Annotated in this window: 13 protein-coding genes and 1 tRNA gene; 6 read left to right on the top strand and 8 right to left on the bottom strand. The window is 67.0% G+C overall.

Annotated features, from left to right (window positions below; all coding sequences use genetic code 11):
* On the top strand, positions 1 to 979 hold a 979-nt coding region (locus tag O9344_RS19765; protein WP_298481303.1), incomplete at its 5' end, for a tripartite tricarboxylate transporter substrate binding protein.
* A gap of 394 nt (positions 980 to 1,373) precedes the next feature.
* Here O9344_RS19765 and O9344_RS19760 read toward each other — a convergent pair.
* The 4 genes from O9344_RS19760 to O9344_RS19745 form a co-directional block, all read right to left on the bottom strand.
* Positions 1,374 to 3,047 (bottom strand): TRAP transporter large permease subunit, encoded by a 1,674-nt coding sequence (locus O9344_RS19760; RefSeq protein ID WP_298481301.1) that lies wholly within the window; start codon positions 3,045 to 3,047, stop codon positions 1,374 to 1,376.
* Between the two features lie 65 nt (positions 3,048 to 3,112).
* Positions 3,113 to 3,742, bottom strand: a complete 630-nt coding sequence (locus tag O9344_RS19755; RefSeq protein ID WP_298481299.1) for a TRAP transporter small permease subunit — start codon at positions 3,740 to 3,742, stop codon at positions 3,113 to 3,115.
* 135 nt (positions 3,743 to 3,877) lie between these two features.
* A complete protein-coding gene (locus O9344_RS19750) occupies positions 3,878 to 4,969 on the bottom strand; it encodes a TRAP transporter substrate-binding protein (RefSeq protein WP_298481297.1) in 1,092 nt (363 codons plus the stop codon).
* 499 nt (positions 4,970 to 5,468) lie between these two features.
* Positions 5,469 to 5,542 (bottom strand) — tRNA-Gln (locus O9344_RS19745).
* Between the two features lie 211 nt (positions 5,543 to 5,753).
* Between O9344_RS19745 and O9344_RS19740 the strand changes: the two genes are divergently transcribed.
* Positions 5,754 to 6,887 carry a Ppx/GppA phosphatase family protein gene (locus O9344_RS19740; protein ID WP_298481295.1) on the top strand — a complete coding sequence of 378 codons (1,134 nt, stop codon included), beginning with the start codon at positions 5,754 to 5,756 and terminating at the stop codon, positions 6,885 to 6,887.
* Positions 6,884 to 7,609, top strand: coding sequence for an RlmE family RNA methyltransferase (locus O9344_RS19735; protein ID WP_298481293.1), 726 nt, complete (start codon positions 6,884 to 6,886; stop codon positions 7,607 to 7,609). Before O9344_RS19740 ends, O9344_RS19735 begins: the two co-directional genes overlap by 4 nt.
* Before the next feature lie 12 nt (positions 7,610 to 7,621).
* Here the strand turns inward: O9344_RS19735 and O9344_RS19730 are convergent, their stop codons facing one another.
* The 3 genes from O9344_RS19730 to O9344_RS19720 form a co-directional block, all read right to left on the bottom strand.
* Positions 7,622 to 8,290 (bottom strand): glutathione S-transferase family protein, encoded by a 669-nt coding sequence (locus O9344_RS19730; protein ID WP_298481310.1) that lies wholly within the window; start codon positions 8,288 to 8,290, stop codon positions 7,622 to 7,624.
* Positions 8,291 to 8,354: 64 nt separating this feature from the next.
* Complete coding sequence (locus O9344_RS19725) at positions 8,355 to 8,594, bottom strand: hypothetical protein (RefSeq protein ID WP_298481291.1); 240 nt, start codon at positions 8,592 to 8,594, stop codon at positions 8,355 to 8,357.
* Positions 8,591 to 10,267, bottom strand: a complete 1,677-nt coding sequence (locus O9344_RS19720; RefSeq protein WP_298481289.1) for an FAD-dependent monooxygenase — start codon at positions 10,265 to 10,267, stop codon at positions 8,591 to 8,593. The genes O9344_RS19725 and O9344_RS19720 overlap by 4 nt, the downstream gene beginning before the upstream one ends.
* Positions 10,268 to 10,449: 182 nt before the next feature.
* On the opposite strand from O9344_RS19720, the gene O9344_RS19715 reads away from it, so the two are divergent.
* Complete coding sequence (locus tag O9344_RS19715; RefSeq protein ID WP_298481287.1) at positions 10,450 to 10,665, top strand: DUF2892 domain-containing protein; 216 nt, start codon at positions 10,450 to 10,452, stop codon at positions 10,663 to 10,665.
* A 4-nt stretch (positions 10,666 to 10,669) separates the two neighbouring features.
* On the opposite strand, the gene O9344_RS19710 is transcribed toward O9344_RS19715, so the two are convergent.
* Positions 10,670 to 11,695, bottom strand: a complete 1,026-nt coding sequence (locus O9344_RS19710) for a histone deacetylase family protein (RefSeq protein WP_298481285.1) — start codon at positions 11,693 to 11,695, stop codon at positions 10,670 to 10,672.
* A 197-nt stretch (positions 11,696 to 11,892) separates the two neighbouring features.
* Between O9344_RS19710 and O9344_RS19705 the strand changes: the two genes are divergently transcribed.
* Both O9344_RS19705 and O9344_RS19700 read left to right on the top strand, forming a co-directional pair.
* Positions 11,893 to 13,176 (top strand): ArgE/DapE family deacylase, encoded by a 1,284-nt coding sequence (locus O9344_RS19705; RefSeq protein WP_298481283.1) that lies wholly within the window; start codon positions 11,893 to 11,895, stop codon positions 13,174 to 13,176.
* A 73-nt stretch (positions 13,177 to 13,249) separates the two neighbouring features.
* The gene (locus O9344_RS19700; protein ID WP_298481281.1) at positions 13,250 to 14,551 is read left to right on the top strand and encodes an amidase; all 1,302 of its coding nucleotides are present in this window, start codon (positions 13,250 to 13,252) and stop codon (positions 14,549 to 14,551) included.
* Positions 14,552 to 14,570 lie beyond the last annotated feature (19 nt).

Genomic DNA, 14,570 nt, shown 5'->3' with positions numbered 1-14,570 from the left:
CCACCGGAGGAACCACCCGATGCGCCTGATCGCCAGCCTTCTCGCCGCCGCCCTCGCCTGGAGCGCGCCGGCGGCCGCCAGCGACTATCCGAACCGCCCGATCCGCGTGCTGCACGGCTTCGCCGCCGGCGGCAATGCCGACATCGTCGCCCGCATCATGGGCGAGGAGATGCGCAAGACGCTGGGGCAGAGCCTCATCGTCGAGCCCCGCCCCGGCGCCGGCGGCAACATCGCCTCGCAGGCGACCGCCCGCGCTGAGGCCGATGGCTACACGATCGTGCTGCTGACGACGGCCCACGCCATCTCGCCGGCCCTCGTGAAATCCCTGAACTTCGACCCGGTCGCCGACTTCCAGTTCCTGTCGATGGTGACGGACTTCCCCTTCTTCATTGTCGTCAACGAGGCCTCGCGCTTCCGCACGATCCAAGACCTGGTCGCCGAGGCGAAGGCCAAGCCCGGCACGGTGACCGCCGGGACTGCGGGTGTTGGAACGGGCCATCATATGGGCCTCGAGCTCATGTCGAGCGCGCTGGACGTGAAGTTCGTCCACGTGCCCTATCGCGGCGATTCCGGCGCCATTACCGGGGTTCTCGGCAACAGCGTCGACTTTATTATCGCGCCGGGTGCGGCGGTGCTCTCCTCCATCGAAGGCGGTAAGCTGCGCGCCCTCGCGGTCACCGGACCCCAGCGCTGGCCGGCGACGCCCTCGGTCCCCACGCTCTCGGAAAGCGTCTCGCCGGGCCTGCAGATGATGGCCTGGATCGGCTTCGCCGCCCCCAAGGACACACCGCGGCCGGTGGTGGATCGGCTCAACACGGCCATCCGCCAGGCCGTGGACACGCCGGACGTACGCGCGCGCCTCGCCAGCCTCGGCGGCTATCCCAGCACCAGCACGCCCGAGGAGATGACGCGGCGCGTCACCGAACAGATCACGCTCTGGAAGGACGTTGCGACCAAGGCCGGAATGCAGGCGCAGTAACGCGGGGCGCGCCTCGCGGTCCAAATTTCAGGATTCAAGTCCGACGCGGCGCGCATCGTTCCGGTGCGCGCCCGTCGCATCATGCGTCGAGGACGAACGTCAGATTGGCGCTGAAAGGGCACGCACGGCTGGCGGAGGGACCTGGACTCTCAGCCAAGGTGGGCAATGCCAAACTTGGGCGAAAAGAGCGAAAAAGGCCCGGTTTAAACACGTTTCCGGACGTCCGAAGCGCGGCAGTGACAAACGGCCTTCCGCTCGTCATCAGCGTGCCGCCCGCTTTGAAGCCGCCTGGGACGCGTTCCCAGGCGGCCTCGACAGGCGCATGGCCTGCGATGCGGTCGCGGTGACGGCCCGGTGGGCCGCTATGCGGCGGCCGGCCGCCGCCGAATAGGCTTTACCGGAAGCTGGGCGGCGGCGGCATGTCGAAGGACGGGCTGCCCGGCATACCGCCCGGCCCGCCGATCCCCGGCACGACGATATTGTCGAGCTGCTGCTGGACTTGCCCTGCGTCGAGTTTCACACCGACATCGCGATAGTGCGTCACGATGCCCGGGAAGAAGAACACGATAAACACCATCACCGATTGAACGGCGATGAACGGCACCGCGCCCTTATAGATCGTGGTGGTCGAGATCCCTGGGATCAGCTTGCCGGTTACCTTGTCGACATAATCGGCCTTGGGCGCGACGGACCGCAGGTAGAACAGCGCGAAGCCGAAAGGCGGCGTCAGGAACGACGTTTGAAGGTTCACGCCAAGCAGAACACCGAGCCAGACAAGATCGATGCCAAGCGCTTGCGCTGGTGCGATAATGAGGGGCAGAAGAATGAAACATATTTCGAAAAAGTCAATGAAGAATCCGAGGAAGAATACGACGAGATTGACGAATAGAAGGAAACCTATCTGGCCACCGGGTAGGCCCAGCAGGAGGTTCTTCACCCAGATATTGCCATCGACGCCATAGAAAGTCAGCGCGAAGACGCGGGCGCCGATCAGAATGAACATGACGAAGGCGGAAAGCTTGAGCGTTCCTTCGGTTGCCGACTTGATCGTCTTGAAATCAAGACGCCGATTGATCGCGGCAAGCACAACCGCGCCGGCCGCGCCCATGGCTCCCCCCTCGGTTGGGGTCGCAAGACCGATGAAGATCGTGCCGAGAACCAGGAAGATCAGAGCGAGCGGGGGAACCAGAACCATGATCACCTGCGTCGCAAGGCGCGACAACAGGTTGAGGTTCAGCCTCTTGTTGGCGAGCGCAATCAGATATGCAACGACAACGCCCGCCGCTGCACCGAATACTTCGGGAGCCTGTCGGCCTGGAGCGGTGAGATACCAGGTAACCCCGACCGTTACCGCGACAGCGACCGCGATCACCATGAACAGCGAGGTAATGCCGCTACCCAAGGTCCGGGCTTCGAGCGGGAGCGGCGGGGCAAGGTTCGGGTTGAACAGGGTGACCACGAAAATGAAGAGCGCGAAGGAAGCGGCCAGTATGAGGCCCGGGATCATCGCGCCCGCATACATGTCACCGACCGAGACGCCGAGGACGTCTGCGACGACGATCAGAACGAGCGAGGGTGGGATGATCTGGGCGAGCGTGCCGGAAGCCATGATGACGCCGGAGGCGATGCGCTGGTCATAGCCATAGCGCAGCATGATCGGCAGCGAGATCAGGCCCATCGAGATGATGGCCGCCGCGACGACGCCCGTCGTCGCCGCCATCAGCGCGCCGACGAAAATGACCGCATAAGCAAGGCCGCCGCGAACGGGGCCGAACAATTGGCCCATCGTGTCGAGCAGGTCCTCGGCCATTCGGCTTCGTTCGAGGATGAGGCCCATGAAGGTGAAGAAGGGAATTGCGAGCAGCACCTCGTTGCGCATCACGTCTAGAACGCGATCGGGCAGCGCCTGAAGAAAGGCCGGCTGGAACAGGCCAAGCTGGATGCCGAGCAGGCCGAAGATCAAGCCGTTGGCGGCAAGCGAGAACGATACCGGATAGCCCACCAGCATGAAGGCGATCAGGGAAGCGAACATGATCGGGGCCATGTTGGCGATGATGAACTGCGTCACCGGACGAACTCCGAAACTGAATTGATGCTGGCGAGGAGGGGTTAGGCCGGACCTGCTGTGCCGGATCAGGATTTGGCGGCGGGGAGCGGCTTCGCCGCACCGACCGCCGGTTTGTCGGCGACGTCGAGTGCGGCGATTGCGCGGGCCACCTCTTCCTCGGCGGCAGTGGCGGCGGTGACCAGTTCATCCTCGATGTCGCCGCGCAGGATGGCGATGCGCTTGATCAGCTCCGAAATGCCCTGAAGCAGCAAAAGCGTGAAGCCGATGATGATGATCAACCGTGCCGGCCATACCAGAAGGCCGCCCGCATTGGTCGAGCCCTCGTTGGCGCGTAGCGACGACAGGAACGAGGGAATGGCAAAATAAATGTGCAGGACGACGAAAGGGGCGAGGAAAATGATGTGGCAGACCACCTCGGTCCAGTCGCGCACGCGCTTCGAGAAAGTTGATGAGAGAATGTCGATCCGAACATGTTCATTGGATCGGAAGGTCCAGGCGGCCCCGAACATGAACACGATCCCGAACAGGTACCATTGCGTTTCGAGAAGGGCGTTGGACGACCAGCTTATGCCGTAGCGCATGATGGCGTTGCCCGCGGACACGACCACCGCGGCCAGCACAAGCCAGGCGGCGAGCTTACCGATACGCTCGTTCATCGCGTCGATGAAACGGGAGAAAGACAACAACCCTGACACGGTGGACGTCCTGTTTCGATGGAAGCGCTCGATCGGTGAACCGGCGGGCGCGGACTTTTCTCGGGGAGGAGCTCAAGACGAAATCGTCCCGCCACGGCACCTGGAGGCACCACGGCGGGACGTTCAGAGGCTTGATCAGGTCCGCGCGCGGACGCGGATCATGAAGGTGTCGAACGAGTAATCCGCGATCTGGTTGTAGAGGTAGAACTCGTTACGGAAGGCGATCGCGCTGTCGAGCATCGTCTTGAACGTGGCGTTCTGGCCCGAGATCTCGGCGTAGGTTTCGTTCGCGGCGCGGAAGGCCGCGTCGAGGACGTCGTTCGGGAAGGCGCGCAACTGCGTGCCGCCCTGGACCAGGCGGCGGAGAGCGGCCGGGTTGCGGGCGTCATACATGGCGATCATGTGGGTGTTGCCGTAGGCCGAGGCGAGTTCCAGGATGGTCTGGTAGTGCTTCGGCAGCTCGTTCCACTTCGGCTTGGAAATCATGGTGTGGAGGACGGAGGCACCCTCCTGCCAGCCGGGATAGTAGTAGAACGGCGCGACGCGGTTGAAGCCGAGCTTCTCGTCGTCATAGGCGCCAACCCATTCGGCGGCGTCGATCGTGCCGCGCTCAAGGGCGGGATAGATGTCGCCGCCGGCGAGCTGCTGCGGGACGACGCCAAGGCGCTGGATGACGCGGCCGGCGAAGCCTCCGATGCGGAACTTAAGGCCCTGCAAGTCGGCGACCGAGCGGATTTCGCGGCGGAACCAGCCACCCATCTGGGTGCCGGTGTTACCCGCCGGGAAGCCCACGATGTTGTTGGCGTCGAAGAAGCGGCCGATGATCTCGTTCCCGCCGCCCTGATAGAGCCAGGCGTCCTGGGCGCGCTTGCCCATGAGGAACGGCACAGACGTGGCGAGACCCCAGGTCGGGTCGCGACCGAAGTTGTAGAACGCGGCCGTGTGGGCCATTTCAACCGTGCCCTGGACCACGGCGTCGATCGACTGGAGGCCACCGACGATTTCGCCCGCGCCGAACGGCTGAATGACGAAGCGGCCGTCGGTCGCTTCCGATACATATTTCGCGATGATTTCGGCGGTGCCGTAGATCGTGTCGAGCGACTTGGGGAAGCCCGAGGTCAGTCGCCAGCGGATTTGCGGCATCGACTGGGCGATGGCCGGGGCTGCGACGGCGGCGGTCGCGGCAGCGGCGACCGCGGTGGTCTTCACGAAATTGCGACGATCCATGGGATCTCCTCCAAACCTTGTTCGTGCCGAAACAGCAGGGCCTTGAGACGGCCCTGAGACGGCGAAGCGCCGGTTGCGCCTCTAACCTTAAAGGGGGGCAGGCCAGCAAAATTGCAAGGCTCCCATCGGGAAAACGCTTAAGGTGATAAGCGTCTCATATCACACCGATTTTTCGCCTGCGCGGTCGCTTCGCAGCAGATGACGTGGTGCTATGTCGCAGCCGCGGTCATGACAAAAGCATGTCCACACGAAGCCAATCAGGCGCGCCTCCCCTGCGGAAAGCGCTCCGATGGCCCTGCTGACCTCGCGCGTCCCAAACGATGATGAGGTCAACGGGAATTCTACAACCGAAGTGGCCTTTTCAACCGCGTTTTCGCAGGTAGGGAGGCATGGGTTAGCCCAGCGGCGTCCGTGGTGGGCAAGGACGCGCGTCCACAGCCGGCAAGGCCACGTACTTCTTCTGATTTTCAGGGCTTTAGGTCGGAAATCCGCGCCGGGCTGGCTGGGGGACCTGGATTCGAACCAAGACTAACGGAGTCAGAGTCCGCTGTTCTACCATTAAACTATCCCCCAGCAGCGCCCCTGAAAGGGCGCGTCGCCGGTGCGAGGCGCCGACATAGTCGATTGGCGCGGTGGGTTCAAGCCCCCAGCCGCCTGGAAGTCGTGAAACGGCAAATCGCTTGCGGCGGAGGGTTGCCTTTGCCACATTCAGGGCAACTGAACAGATCAACCGGCTTGCCGTCGAATGCCCTTCGCGTTCCGGCAGCCGGTGGGAAAGGTTGCCATGACCCACGAACCGCCGGGCGGTTCGCCGGGAGCATTGGGACCGCGGTCCGGCGGACCGGGCGGAGCGGCGGATGGCCGTGACGCCCACCAGCCCCGGCCGCGGCGACTCTATGCTGCGCTCGATCTCGGCACGAACAATTGCCGCCTCCTCGTCGCAAGACCCGAGGGCGCGAGCTTTCGCGTTGTTGATGCCTTCTCGCGCATCGTCAGGCTCGGCGAGGGCCTCGCCCAGACCGGCCGCTTGAGCGACGCGGCCATGGACCGCGCCGTCGATGCGCTCAAGGTGTGCCGCGCCAAGCTGCGCGACCGCCAGGTGGCGCGCGCCCGGCTGATCGCCACCGAGGCCTGCCGGCAGGCGGAGAACGGCGAGGCCTTCATCGCCCGCGTCCGGGACGAAACGGGCCTGGCGCTGGAGATCGTCGACCGCAAGACCGAGGCGCAGCTTGCCGCCCAGGGCTGCGTGCCGCTGGCCGATCCGCGTTCGCGCGGCGTCATCCTCTTCGACATCGGCGGCGGCTCGTCCGAGATCGTCTGGCTGCTGCCGCGCGGCCCGGGGCGCAATGGCGGCCCGCCGACGGCGGAGATCCTCGGCTGGACCTCCCTCCCCGTCGGCGTCGTGACGCTCGCCGAGCGCCATGACGGCAAGCACGTGACGGCTGAGAGCTTCGGCCGCATGGTCGATGAGGTCGCCGCCATGGTCGAGCCCTTCGCCAGGGAGATCGAGGTGGGCGGCCAGATCGAGCACCTCCACATGCTCGGCACCTCCGGCACGGTGACGACGCTCGCCGGCGTCCATCTCGGCCTGCCGAAATATGACCGGCGGCGGGTGGACGGCGCCTGGCTCGGCGCCGGCGAGGTGGACGTCATCCTCGACCAGCTTCTCGCCATGACCTACGAGGACCGCATCGCCCATCCCTGCATCGGCGCCGAGCGCGCCGACCTCGTCCTGGCCGGTTGTGCCATCCTCGAGGGGATGCGGCGGCATTTCCCCTGTCGTCGCCTCAGGGTGGCGGACAGGGGCCTGCGCGAGGGCATCCTCGTCAGCCTCATGCGGCAGGACGGCGTCTGGCGCCGGCCGTTCCACAACCGCCACCACGACCAGCGGCCGCAGGGCCACGGGGGACCGCGATGACGGGCAAATCCGGTGGTGGCGGCGGCCGCCAGCTCGCTGTGCGGCTGAAGACCGCCAAGAAGCGGACGACCAGCCAGCAGAAATGGCTGGAGCGGCAGCTCAACGACCCCTATGTCGCCCGCGCCAAGCGTGAGGGCTGGCGCTCGCGCGCCGCCTTCAAGCTGATCGAGATCGACGACAAGGCGAAGCTCCTCAAACCCGGCCAGCGCATCGTCGACCTTGGCGCTGCGCCCGGCGGCTGGTTGCAGGTGGCGGCCAAGCGCATCGGCCTCGAACAGGGCCGCGGCAAGATCGTCGGCATCGACCTGCTCGACATCGACCCCGTTCCCGGCGTCGCCTTCATGAAGGGCGATTTCACCACCGACGACGCGCCGGACCGGCTGAAGGAGATGCTCGGCGGCGAGGCCGACGTGGTGCTCTCGGACATGGCGGCCAATGCGACCGGCCACCGCAAGACCGACCAGATCAAGATCATCTATCTCGCCGAGCTTGCCATCCAGTTCGCCCGCGAGGTGCTGGCGCCCGGCGGCCATTTCCTCTGCAAGGTGCTGCAGGGCGGCACGGAGGGCGACCTGCTCTCCGACCTCAAGCGCGACTTCGTCGTGGTGAAGCACATCAAGCCGCAGGCGAGCCGGGCCGATTCCAAGGAGCTCTACGTGCTCGCCATGGGCTTCCGCGGCCGCGACGCGGATGCCATCGAAGGCAGTCGGGCGGACGAGTGAGGGCCTGCCCTGTCAGTCCGCCGTGATGGCCTCGAAGGGCTGCGGGATCGGACGGCCCTGCCCTCTCAGATAGTCGAGCATCGGGCCGACCACGGCGCGCACGGCATGCCGCAGCCCCATCCTCTGGCGCCACGCCATCAGGCGCGGCGTGTCGGGTTCAAGTCTCGCACCCATTCGCTCGCCGAAGAGCTGCGCCATGAAGAAGGCGATGTCGGCATAGGAGTAGGCGCCCGCGAGATAATCGCCCCCACCGATCAGCTGTTCGAACCGGTGGCAGGCGGCCCGCGCCGCATCGCGCGCGGCCACGGCCATGGGGTCCTCCGGCCGATCCTGGAGACCCATCAGACGGATGACCGGCGGAAAATAGACCTCGTCCGACAGATGCTCGATCAATCGGGCGCGGGCGCGCTCCGCTGGCGACGCGGGCCATAGCGGCGGGTGAGGTTGCAGATGTTCGAGGTATTCGAAGATCTGGGTCGAATCGAAAATCTCGACAGCACCGTCCACGAGCACGGGGACCTGCCGCTTCGGATTGATCCGCCCGACCTCCGGATGTTTCGGCTCGTAGAGACGTTGCATGTCGAACGGCACCAGCACGAGATCGAAAGGCATGGCCTTCTCGCGCAGCGCGATCTCGGCCTTGGCGCCGAACATGCTGAGCGGGCCGGAATAGAGTGTCATGGTCATAAGGGCGGCCCTTTGGAGAACGGACCGCAAAGGTGATCCCATGGCGCTCCGAGGCGCGTCAGCAGGCGGCTGGATCGGGAGCGGCGTCGCAGGAAAGATTGCCCAGGGCTGCCGCAAGGCAGGATTCGAAATCCAGCGTGTCCCCGGCCCGATGAGCCATGACCATCACCAGCTTCGTTAGGAACACCGCCTCCTGCGCAGGGCCGGCGCGGTCCACCGCGTCAGCCAGATCCTCGTAGAGCCGTTCCATGGCCTCGAAGGGCAACGGCGCAGGCCGATCCTGCGTGACAACGCTCATGCCGCCCTCCCAAGGCCCGCTTCGAGGGTCGCGATCACTTCGGCCGGCTCCACAATCTTCCAACGGCTGGCGACATGCAGGTCGGGGCGGACGAGGTAGAGCGTGCCAGGGACAGCGCCGTAAGCCGCGGCGAGGCTGCCGTCAGTGTCCTCCAGCGTGAGATCCTGCGGCCGGGCTGCGGGCGCCCCGACGCTCACGGCGCGGAACAGCGGATCGCGGGCCGCGAGACCCTGCACCAGCCCATCAAAGGCGGGCACGGCACCGAAGGCGAGCGCGGTGTAGCCATCGCCCATGGCGTCGGACAGGAAGCCGTTGCCGGTGCGGCGGTTGGCGATGACGGCACCAGCTCCTGGGCCGGCGGTGAACTCCGCGTCGCGACGGGCGAAGGGCGTCAGCGGGCTGTCCGCATAGGTGTAGGGCTGCATCTGCCGGGGATTGGCGAAGGGTTTGGCGAAATCCTCGTCGATGGCGAGCGAGAGGGCCGCCTCGCGCATGAGGCGATGACCTCTAGTCGGCGGGGTCATGAAGCGCGTGCTCTTGGTGGCATTGGCGAAGACGTCGAGCGTCGCGCCGCGCCGCTCCGGCGTGTAGCTGTCGAGCAGCCCCTCCCCGGCCCAGCCATTGAGGACGTAAGCGAGCTTCCAGCCGGCATTGTGGGCGTCGGCGAGGCCGTTGTTCAGGCCGCGCACGCCGAAGATCGGCACGATATGGGCGCTGTCGCCGATGAAGATGACGCGACCGTGCCGGTATTCGTCGAGGGCGAGGGTGTTGGCGGTGTAGATCGACCACCATTCCAGCTCCCAGGGCCCGCGATGGCCGATATCGGCGAGGATCGCGCCGACGCGGGAGCGGATCGTCGCCTCGCGCACCGCCTCCTCGGGGCTCTCGCCGTCGCGCAGCTGGTAGTCGATGCGCCAGATGTCGTCGGGCTGCTTGTGCATGAGGATGGTGCCGCCGGGATTGGAGGCGGGATCGAAGAAGGCGCGCCGCTCGGTCGGATAGGCATGGGCCATCTTCACGTCGGCGATGACGTAGCGGCCTTCGTAATTGTCGCCGCGCAGGCGCAGGCCGAGATGGCCGCGCATCGGGCTGCGCGCGCCGTCGGCGGCGAGCACCCAGCTGGCCGCAAGCGGATATGTGCCATGGGGCGAGGCAATGGTGAGCGTGACACCATCCGCGCGGGGCACGGTGGCAACGACCTCGCTCTGCCAGCGGATGGTGACCAGGCCGGTGGCGAGGCAGGCATCGTGGAGGAACTGCTCGGTGTATTGCTGCTGGAGATTGTACATCGGCCGGAATTTCTCATCGGCCGAGTCCGGCATTTCCAGCCGGTAGATCTCATGGCCGCGGAAGTAGCTGCGGCCCGTGGTCCAGCCCAGCGACTTGGCGAGGAAAGCCTCCACCGCCCCGACGCGCTCGAAAATGTGGAAACTGGACCGCGCGATGCAGGTGGCGCGGCTGCCGTCGTTGAAGGTCGGCTTGGCGTCGAGGACGAGGCTGCGCACGCCGTAGCGGGCCAGCGTCAGTGCGGCGGTGAGGCCGATGGGCCCGGCGCCGACAATGACGACGGTGTGCCCGGTGCGGTCACCATCGAGCTCGGGTGCACGCGTGGCCTCGAAATGCGGATAGGTGAAATAGAGGGAGTCGAGCGGCCCCCTGCCCTCGGGTCTCACGTGCGTCGCCTCCAGCCGTGTCAGCCCGGCCTTGCCGTCAGGGGATCGGCTGATGGGGCGGGTGTCAAGCGCAACGGCTGGGATGGCCAATGGAAGGCGCCGATTTCCTCCGTAAGGCGCACGGTGCGTGCTAGGGTCCCCCCTGTCGTCCTGCCCCCCGACAGGCCCATCAGGAGACGTCCATGTTCAGCACCAATATCGGCACCATCGACCGCGCCCTGCGCATCGTCGGCGGCCTCGCCCTGCTGCTCTTCGCCATCACCGGCATTCCCGCCACCGGCTTCAACTGGATCGGCTGGATCGGCATCGTGCCGCTCGTCACCGCCGCCATGGGCTCGTGCCCGGCCTACACGCTCATGGGCGTGACCACCTGCCCGGTGCCGAAGCGCCAGGGCTGAGGCCTCAGGCCGCGGCCTCGAAGCCGCCGAGGACGGCGGTGAGGTTCGGCCCGAGCTGGTCCGAGAGATAGCCGCCCTCCTGCACGAAGAGCGTCGGCAGGCCCATCCGGGCGATGGCCGCGCCGGCGCGGCGGAAGCCGTCGGCCGTCACCTTGGCGCCGCCGAAGGGATCGTCGGCCGAGGCATCGAGGCCGAGCGCCACCACCAATGTGCCGGGCGTGAAGGCAGCGATGGTCCTGGCCGAGGCTTCCACCGCCGCGACATAGGCATCGTCGCCGGAGCCGACGGGGATCGGCAGGTTGAGGTTCGCACCCTCGCCCGCGCCGACGCCGCGCTCATGCGCATAGCCCCAGAAGAAGGGATAGAAGCGCGTCGGGTCGGCATGGACCGAGACGGTGAGCACGTCGCCGCGATCGTAGAAGATGTCCTGCGTGCCGTTGCCGTGATGGATGTCGATGTCGAGGATCGCCACGCGGTCGTGGACCGAGCGCAGGTATTGCGCGGCGATGGCGGTGTTGTTGAGGAAGCAGTGGCCGCCGGCGGCGTCGCGATAGGCGTGGTGGCCGGGCGGGCGGCAGAGTGCGTAGGCCGCGCGCTCGCCCTCGATGACGAGTTCGGCGGCGGTGATGGCGACGTCGGTGGCCGAGGACGCGGCGGTCCAGGTATCCGGGCCGATGCCGCAGGCCATGTCCTGCATGTACCAGCCGGCGCGACCGACGATCGAGGCGGGCATGGTGCCGCCGCGGCGCACGGGATGGACATTGCCGAGCACCTCGTCCGAGGCATTGGCGAGCGTCTGCCACTCGGCGGCAGCTTCCTCGAGGAAGCGCAGATAATCCACCGAATGGACCCCGAGCCGCGGGCCCTGGCCGAAGCTCTCGGCGCGGACGAGCTCATGCTTGCCGGCCTTGAGGCCCGCGCTGAGCCGGTCGGCGCGCTCGGGACGCTCCTCGCCCTGTGCGAACTGCCCGCGCAGGATGAAGCGCTTGGGATCATGGCCGCGGTGGAGGTCGGTGAAGACGGCTTTCATGGCGGGGCCTTCCGGATTCGTGTGCCGCCATGATCGGGGTCGGACGGGCGAAGGCAAGGCGGGCACGGGAGGGGGAGCTTTGCGCTGCCTCCTCTTCCCGCTCCGCGATACGCCGTCCGCCGGGGATCACCGCTGCGCACCCGGCAGTTGTCCCCCCATCCCTGCCGGCTAGGCTGGCCCTGCCGTAGGAGCCCGCCATGACCCTCGATCCCGCCCTCGCCGACCGTATCGTCAAGGCCGTCGATGACGGCTTCGACGCCCAGCTCGACTATCTGAAGACGCTGGTTCGCTTTCCCACCCAGCGCGGCGACGAGCATGCGGCGCAGGACTTCGTCTTCCAGGAATTGCGCAAGCGCGGCTTTGCCATGGAGCGCTTCGCCATGGACGAGGAGGCGATCAAGCGCCATCCCGGCGGCTCGCCCTTCTCGCCGACCCATTCGACCGCACCCATCGTCGTCGGCATTCATCGCCCCAAGGCCGAGACCGGCCGAAGCCTCATCATGCAGGGCCACATCGATATCGTGCCGGTGGGGCCCTTGGAGATGTGGACCCATCCGCCCTACGAGCCGCATATCGACGGCGACTGGTTCTATGGCCGCGGCGCCGGCGACATGAAGGCCGGTCACGGCGCCATGGTCGCCGTCTTCGACGCCCTGCGGCGTGCAGGCGTCCAGCCGGCGGCGACGGTCTATGTGCAGTCGGTGGTGGAGGAGGAATCGACCGGCAACGGCGCCCTCCAGTGCCACCTGCGCGGCTACAAGGCGGAGGCCGCCCTCATCCCCGAACCGAGCCGTGGCCAGATCACCCGCGGCAATGTGGGGGTCGTCTGGTTCCAGTTCACCGTGCAGGGTCACCCCGTCCACGTGCGCGAGGCGGGCTCCGGCCAGAATGCCATCGAGGCGGCCTATGGCGTCATGCGCAAGCTGCGCGAGCTCGAGGCCTTCTGGAACACCAAGACCCCGGACTATCCGCTGTTCAAGGATGAGCCTCACCCGATCAACCTCAATTTCGGCCTGATCAAGGGCGGCGACTGGGCCTCCTCGGTGCCCGCCTGGTGCACGGTCGACTGCCGCATCTCCATCTTCCCCGGTGAGAAGCCGGAGACGATGATGCGGGCCATCGAGGACACCATTTCGCGGGCCGCGCGCGAGGACCGGTTCCTCGCCAACAACCCGCCGCAGGTCGTCTTCAACGGCTTCACGACGGAAGGCTACATCCTCGCGCCCGGTTGTGAGGCCGAGGCGGTGCTCGGCCGGGCGCACCAGAAGGCCTGGGGCGAGCCGATGCAGGAGGCGGTGACGCCCGCCTATCTCGACGGCCGCGTCTATGCGCTGTTCGACGAGATCCCGACGCTCAACTACGGGCCGACCGCCGAGCGCGTCCACGGCTTCGACGAGCGGTTCTCCATCGAGTCCCTGCGCAAGACGACAAAGTCCATGGCGCTGTTCGTGGCGGAGTGGTGTGGGACGGAGCCGGTGTGAAACCTGGCCTCCGGCCTTGACCCCACCCCAGCCATTGCCGACAGTCCCGGCGCCTTATTCCCGGAGTCCCGCCATGGCCACCACCGTCCGCGATGCGCTCGAAGCCTCGCTCGCCCGCATCGACGATCCGCAGTCCGACGGCCGGGTCACCTATACCAAGCTCTATGTGGAGCGGGCGCGGGCCGAGGCCGATACGGCGGATGCGCGGGCGAAGTCCGGCGTGAGCCTGTCGCCGCTGGACGGTTGGGTCATCTCGATCAAGGACCTGTTCGACGTCGCCGGTGAGGTGACGACGGCCGGGTCCACCATCCTGCGCTCACAGCCCGCCGCGAAGGTCGATGCCCCGACCATCGCGCGGCTGCGGCAGGCCGGCTGCGTCATCGTCGGCAAGACCAACATGAGCGAGTTCGCCTTCTCTGGCATCGGCATCAATCCGCATTACGGCACGCCGGGGAATGCCGCCGACAAGAGCCGGGTGCCCGGCGGCTCGTCCTCCGGTGCCGGCGTCTCGGTCGCCGAGGGAACCGCCCGCATGGGCCTTGGCACCGATACCGGTGGCTCCATCCGCATCCCCGCCGCCCTCAACGGCTGCGTCGGCTTCAAGCCGACCGCCGGCCGCGTGCCGACGACGGGCGCCTTCCCGCTCTCCTATGCACTCGACTCGGTCGGCCCGCTCGCCGAGACGGTGGCGGACTGTGCCGCGACCGACGCCATCCTCGCGGGCGAAGCGCCCTGGACGCTGACGCCTGCCCCGCTGGCAGGGCTCCGCCTCGCCATCCCGCGCGGCCGGCTGTTCGGCCAGATTGAGCCGGAGGTCGAGCATGCCTTCGAGGCGTCGGTGAAGCGCCTCACCAAGGCCGGGGCGCGCGTCACCGAGATCTCCATCGAGGACCTGCTACAGGAACTCGCCGATGCCATGGCGCGGGCCCCCTTCGTCGCCATGGAAGCGGCCGCCGTCCATGCGGAGTGGATGGAGGAGCGCGCCCGCGACTTTGACCCGCGCGTGCTCGCCCGCATCCGCGTCGGCGCCCAGGCGGCGGCGCCCGACTACATCCGCCTCGTCAACAAGCGCGCGGAGCTGATCGCCCGGATGCGCGACCGCCTTGGCGACATCGACGCGCTGATCCTGCCGACAACGCCCATCCGTGCGCCGAAGATCTCCGAGCTCACCGCCTCGGACGAGAAGTTCTGGACGGCGAACGGACTGATGCTGCGCAACACCACGGTCGGCAACATCTTCACCTTCACCGGCATCTCCCTGCCCTGCCCGGACGTGAAGGGACTGCCCGTCGGCTTCATGATGACGGCGCTGGGCGGCGAGGACCGCCGGCTGCTGCGCATGGCTGCGGCGGTCGAGACCCTGTTCCGCGGCTGAGCCCCCTGAAACGATGATG

This window comes from Phreatobacter sp., from assembly GCF_027532945.1.
GTDB lineage: Bacteria > Pseudomonadota > Alphaproteobacteria > Rhizobiales > Phreatobacteraceae > Phreatobacter.
Note: the sequence above shows the minus strand (reverse complement) of the source record. Positions and strands in the feature narration are given on the sequence as shown.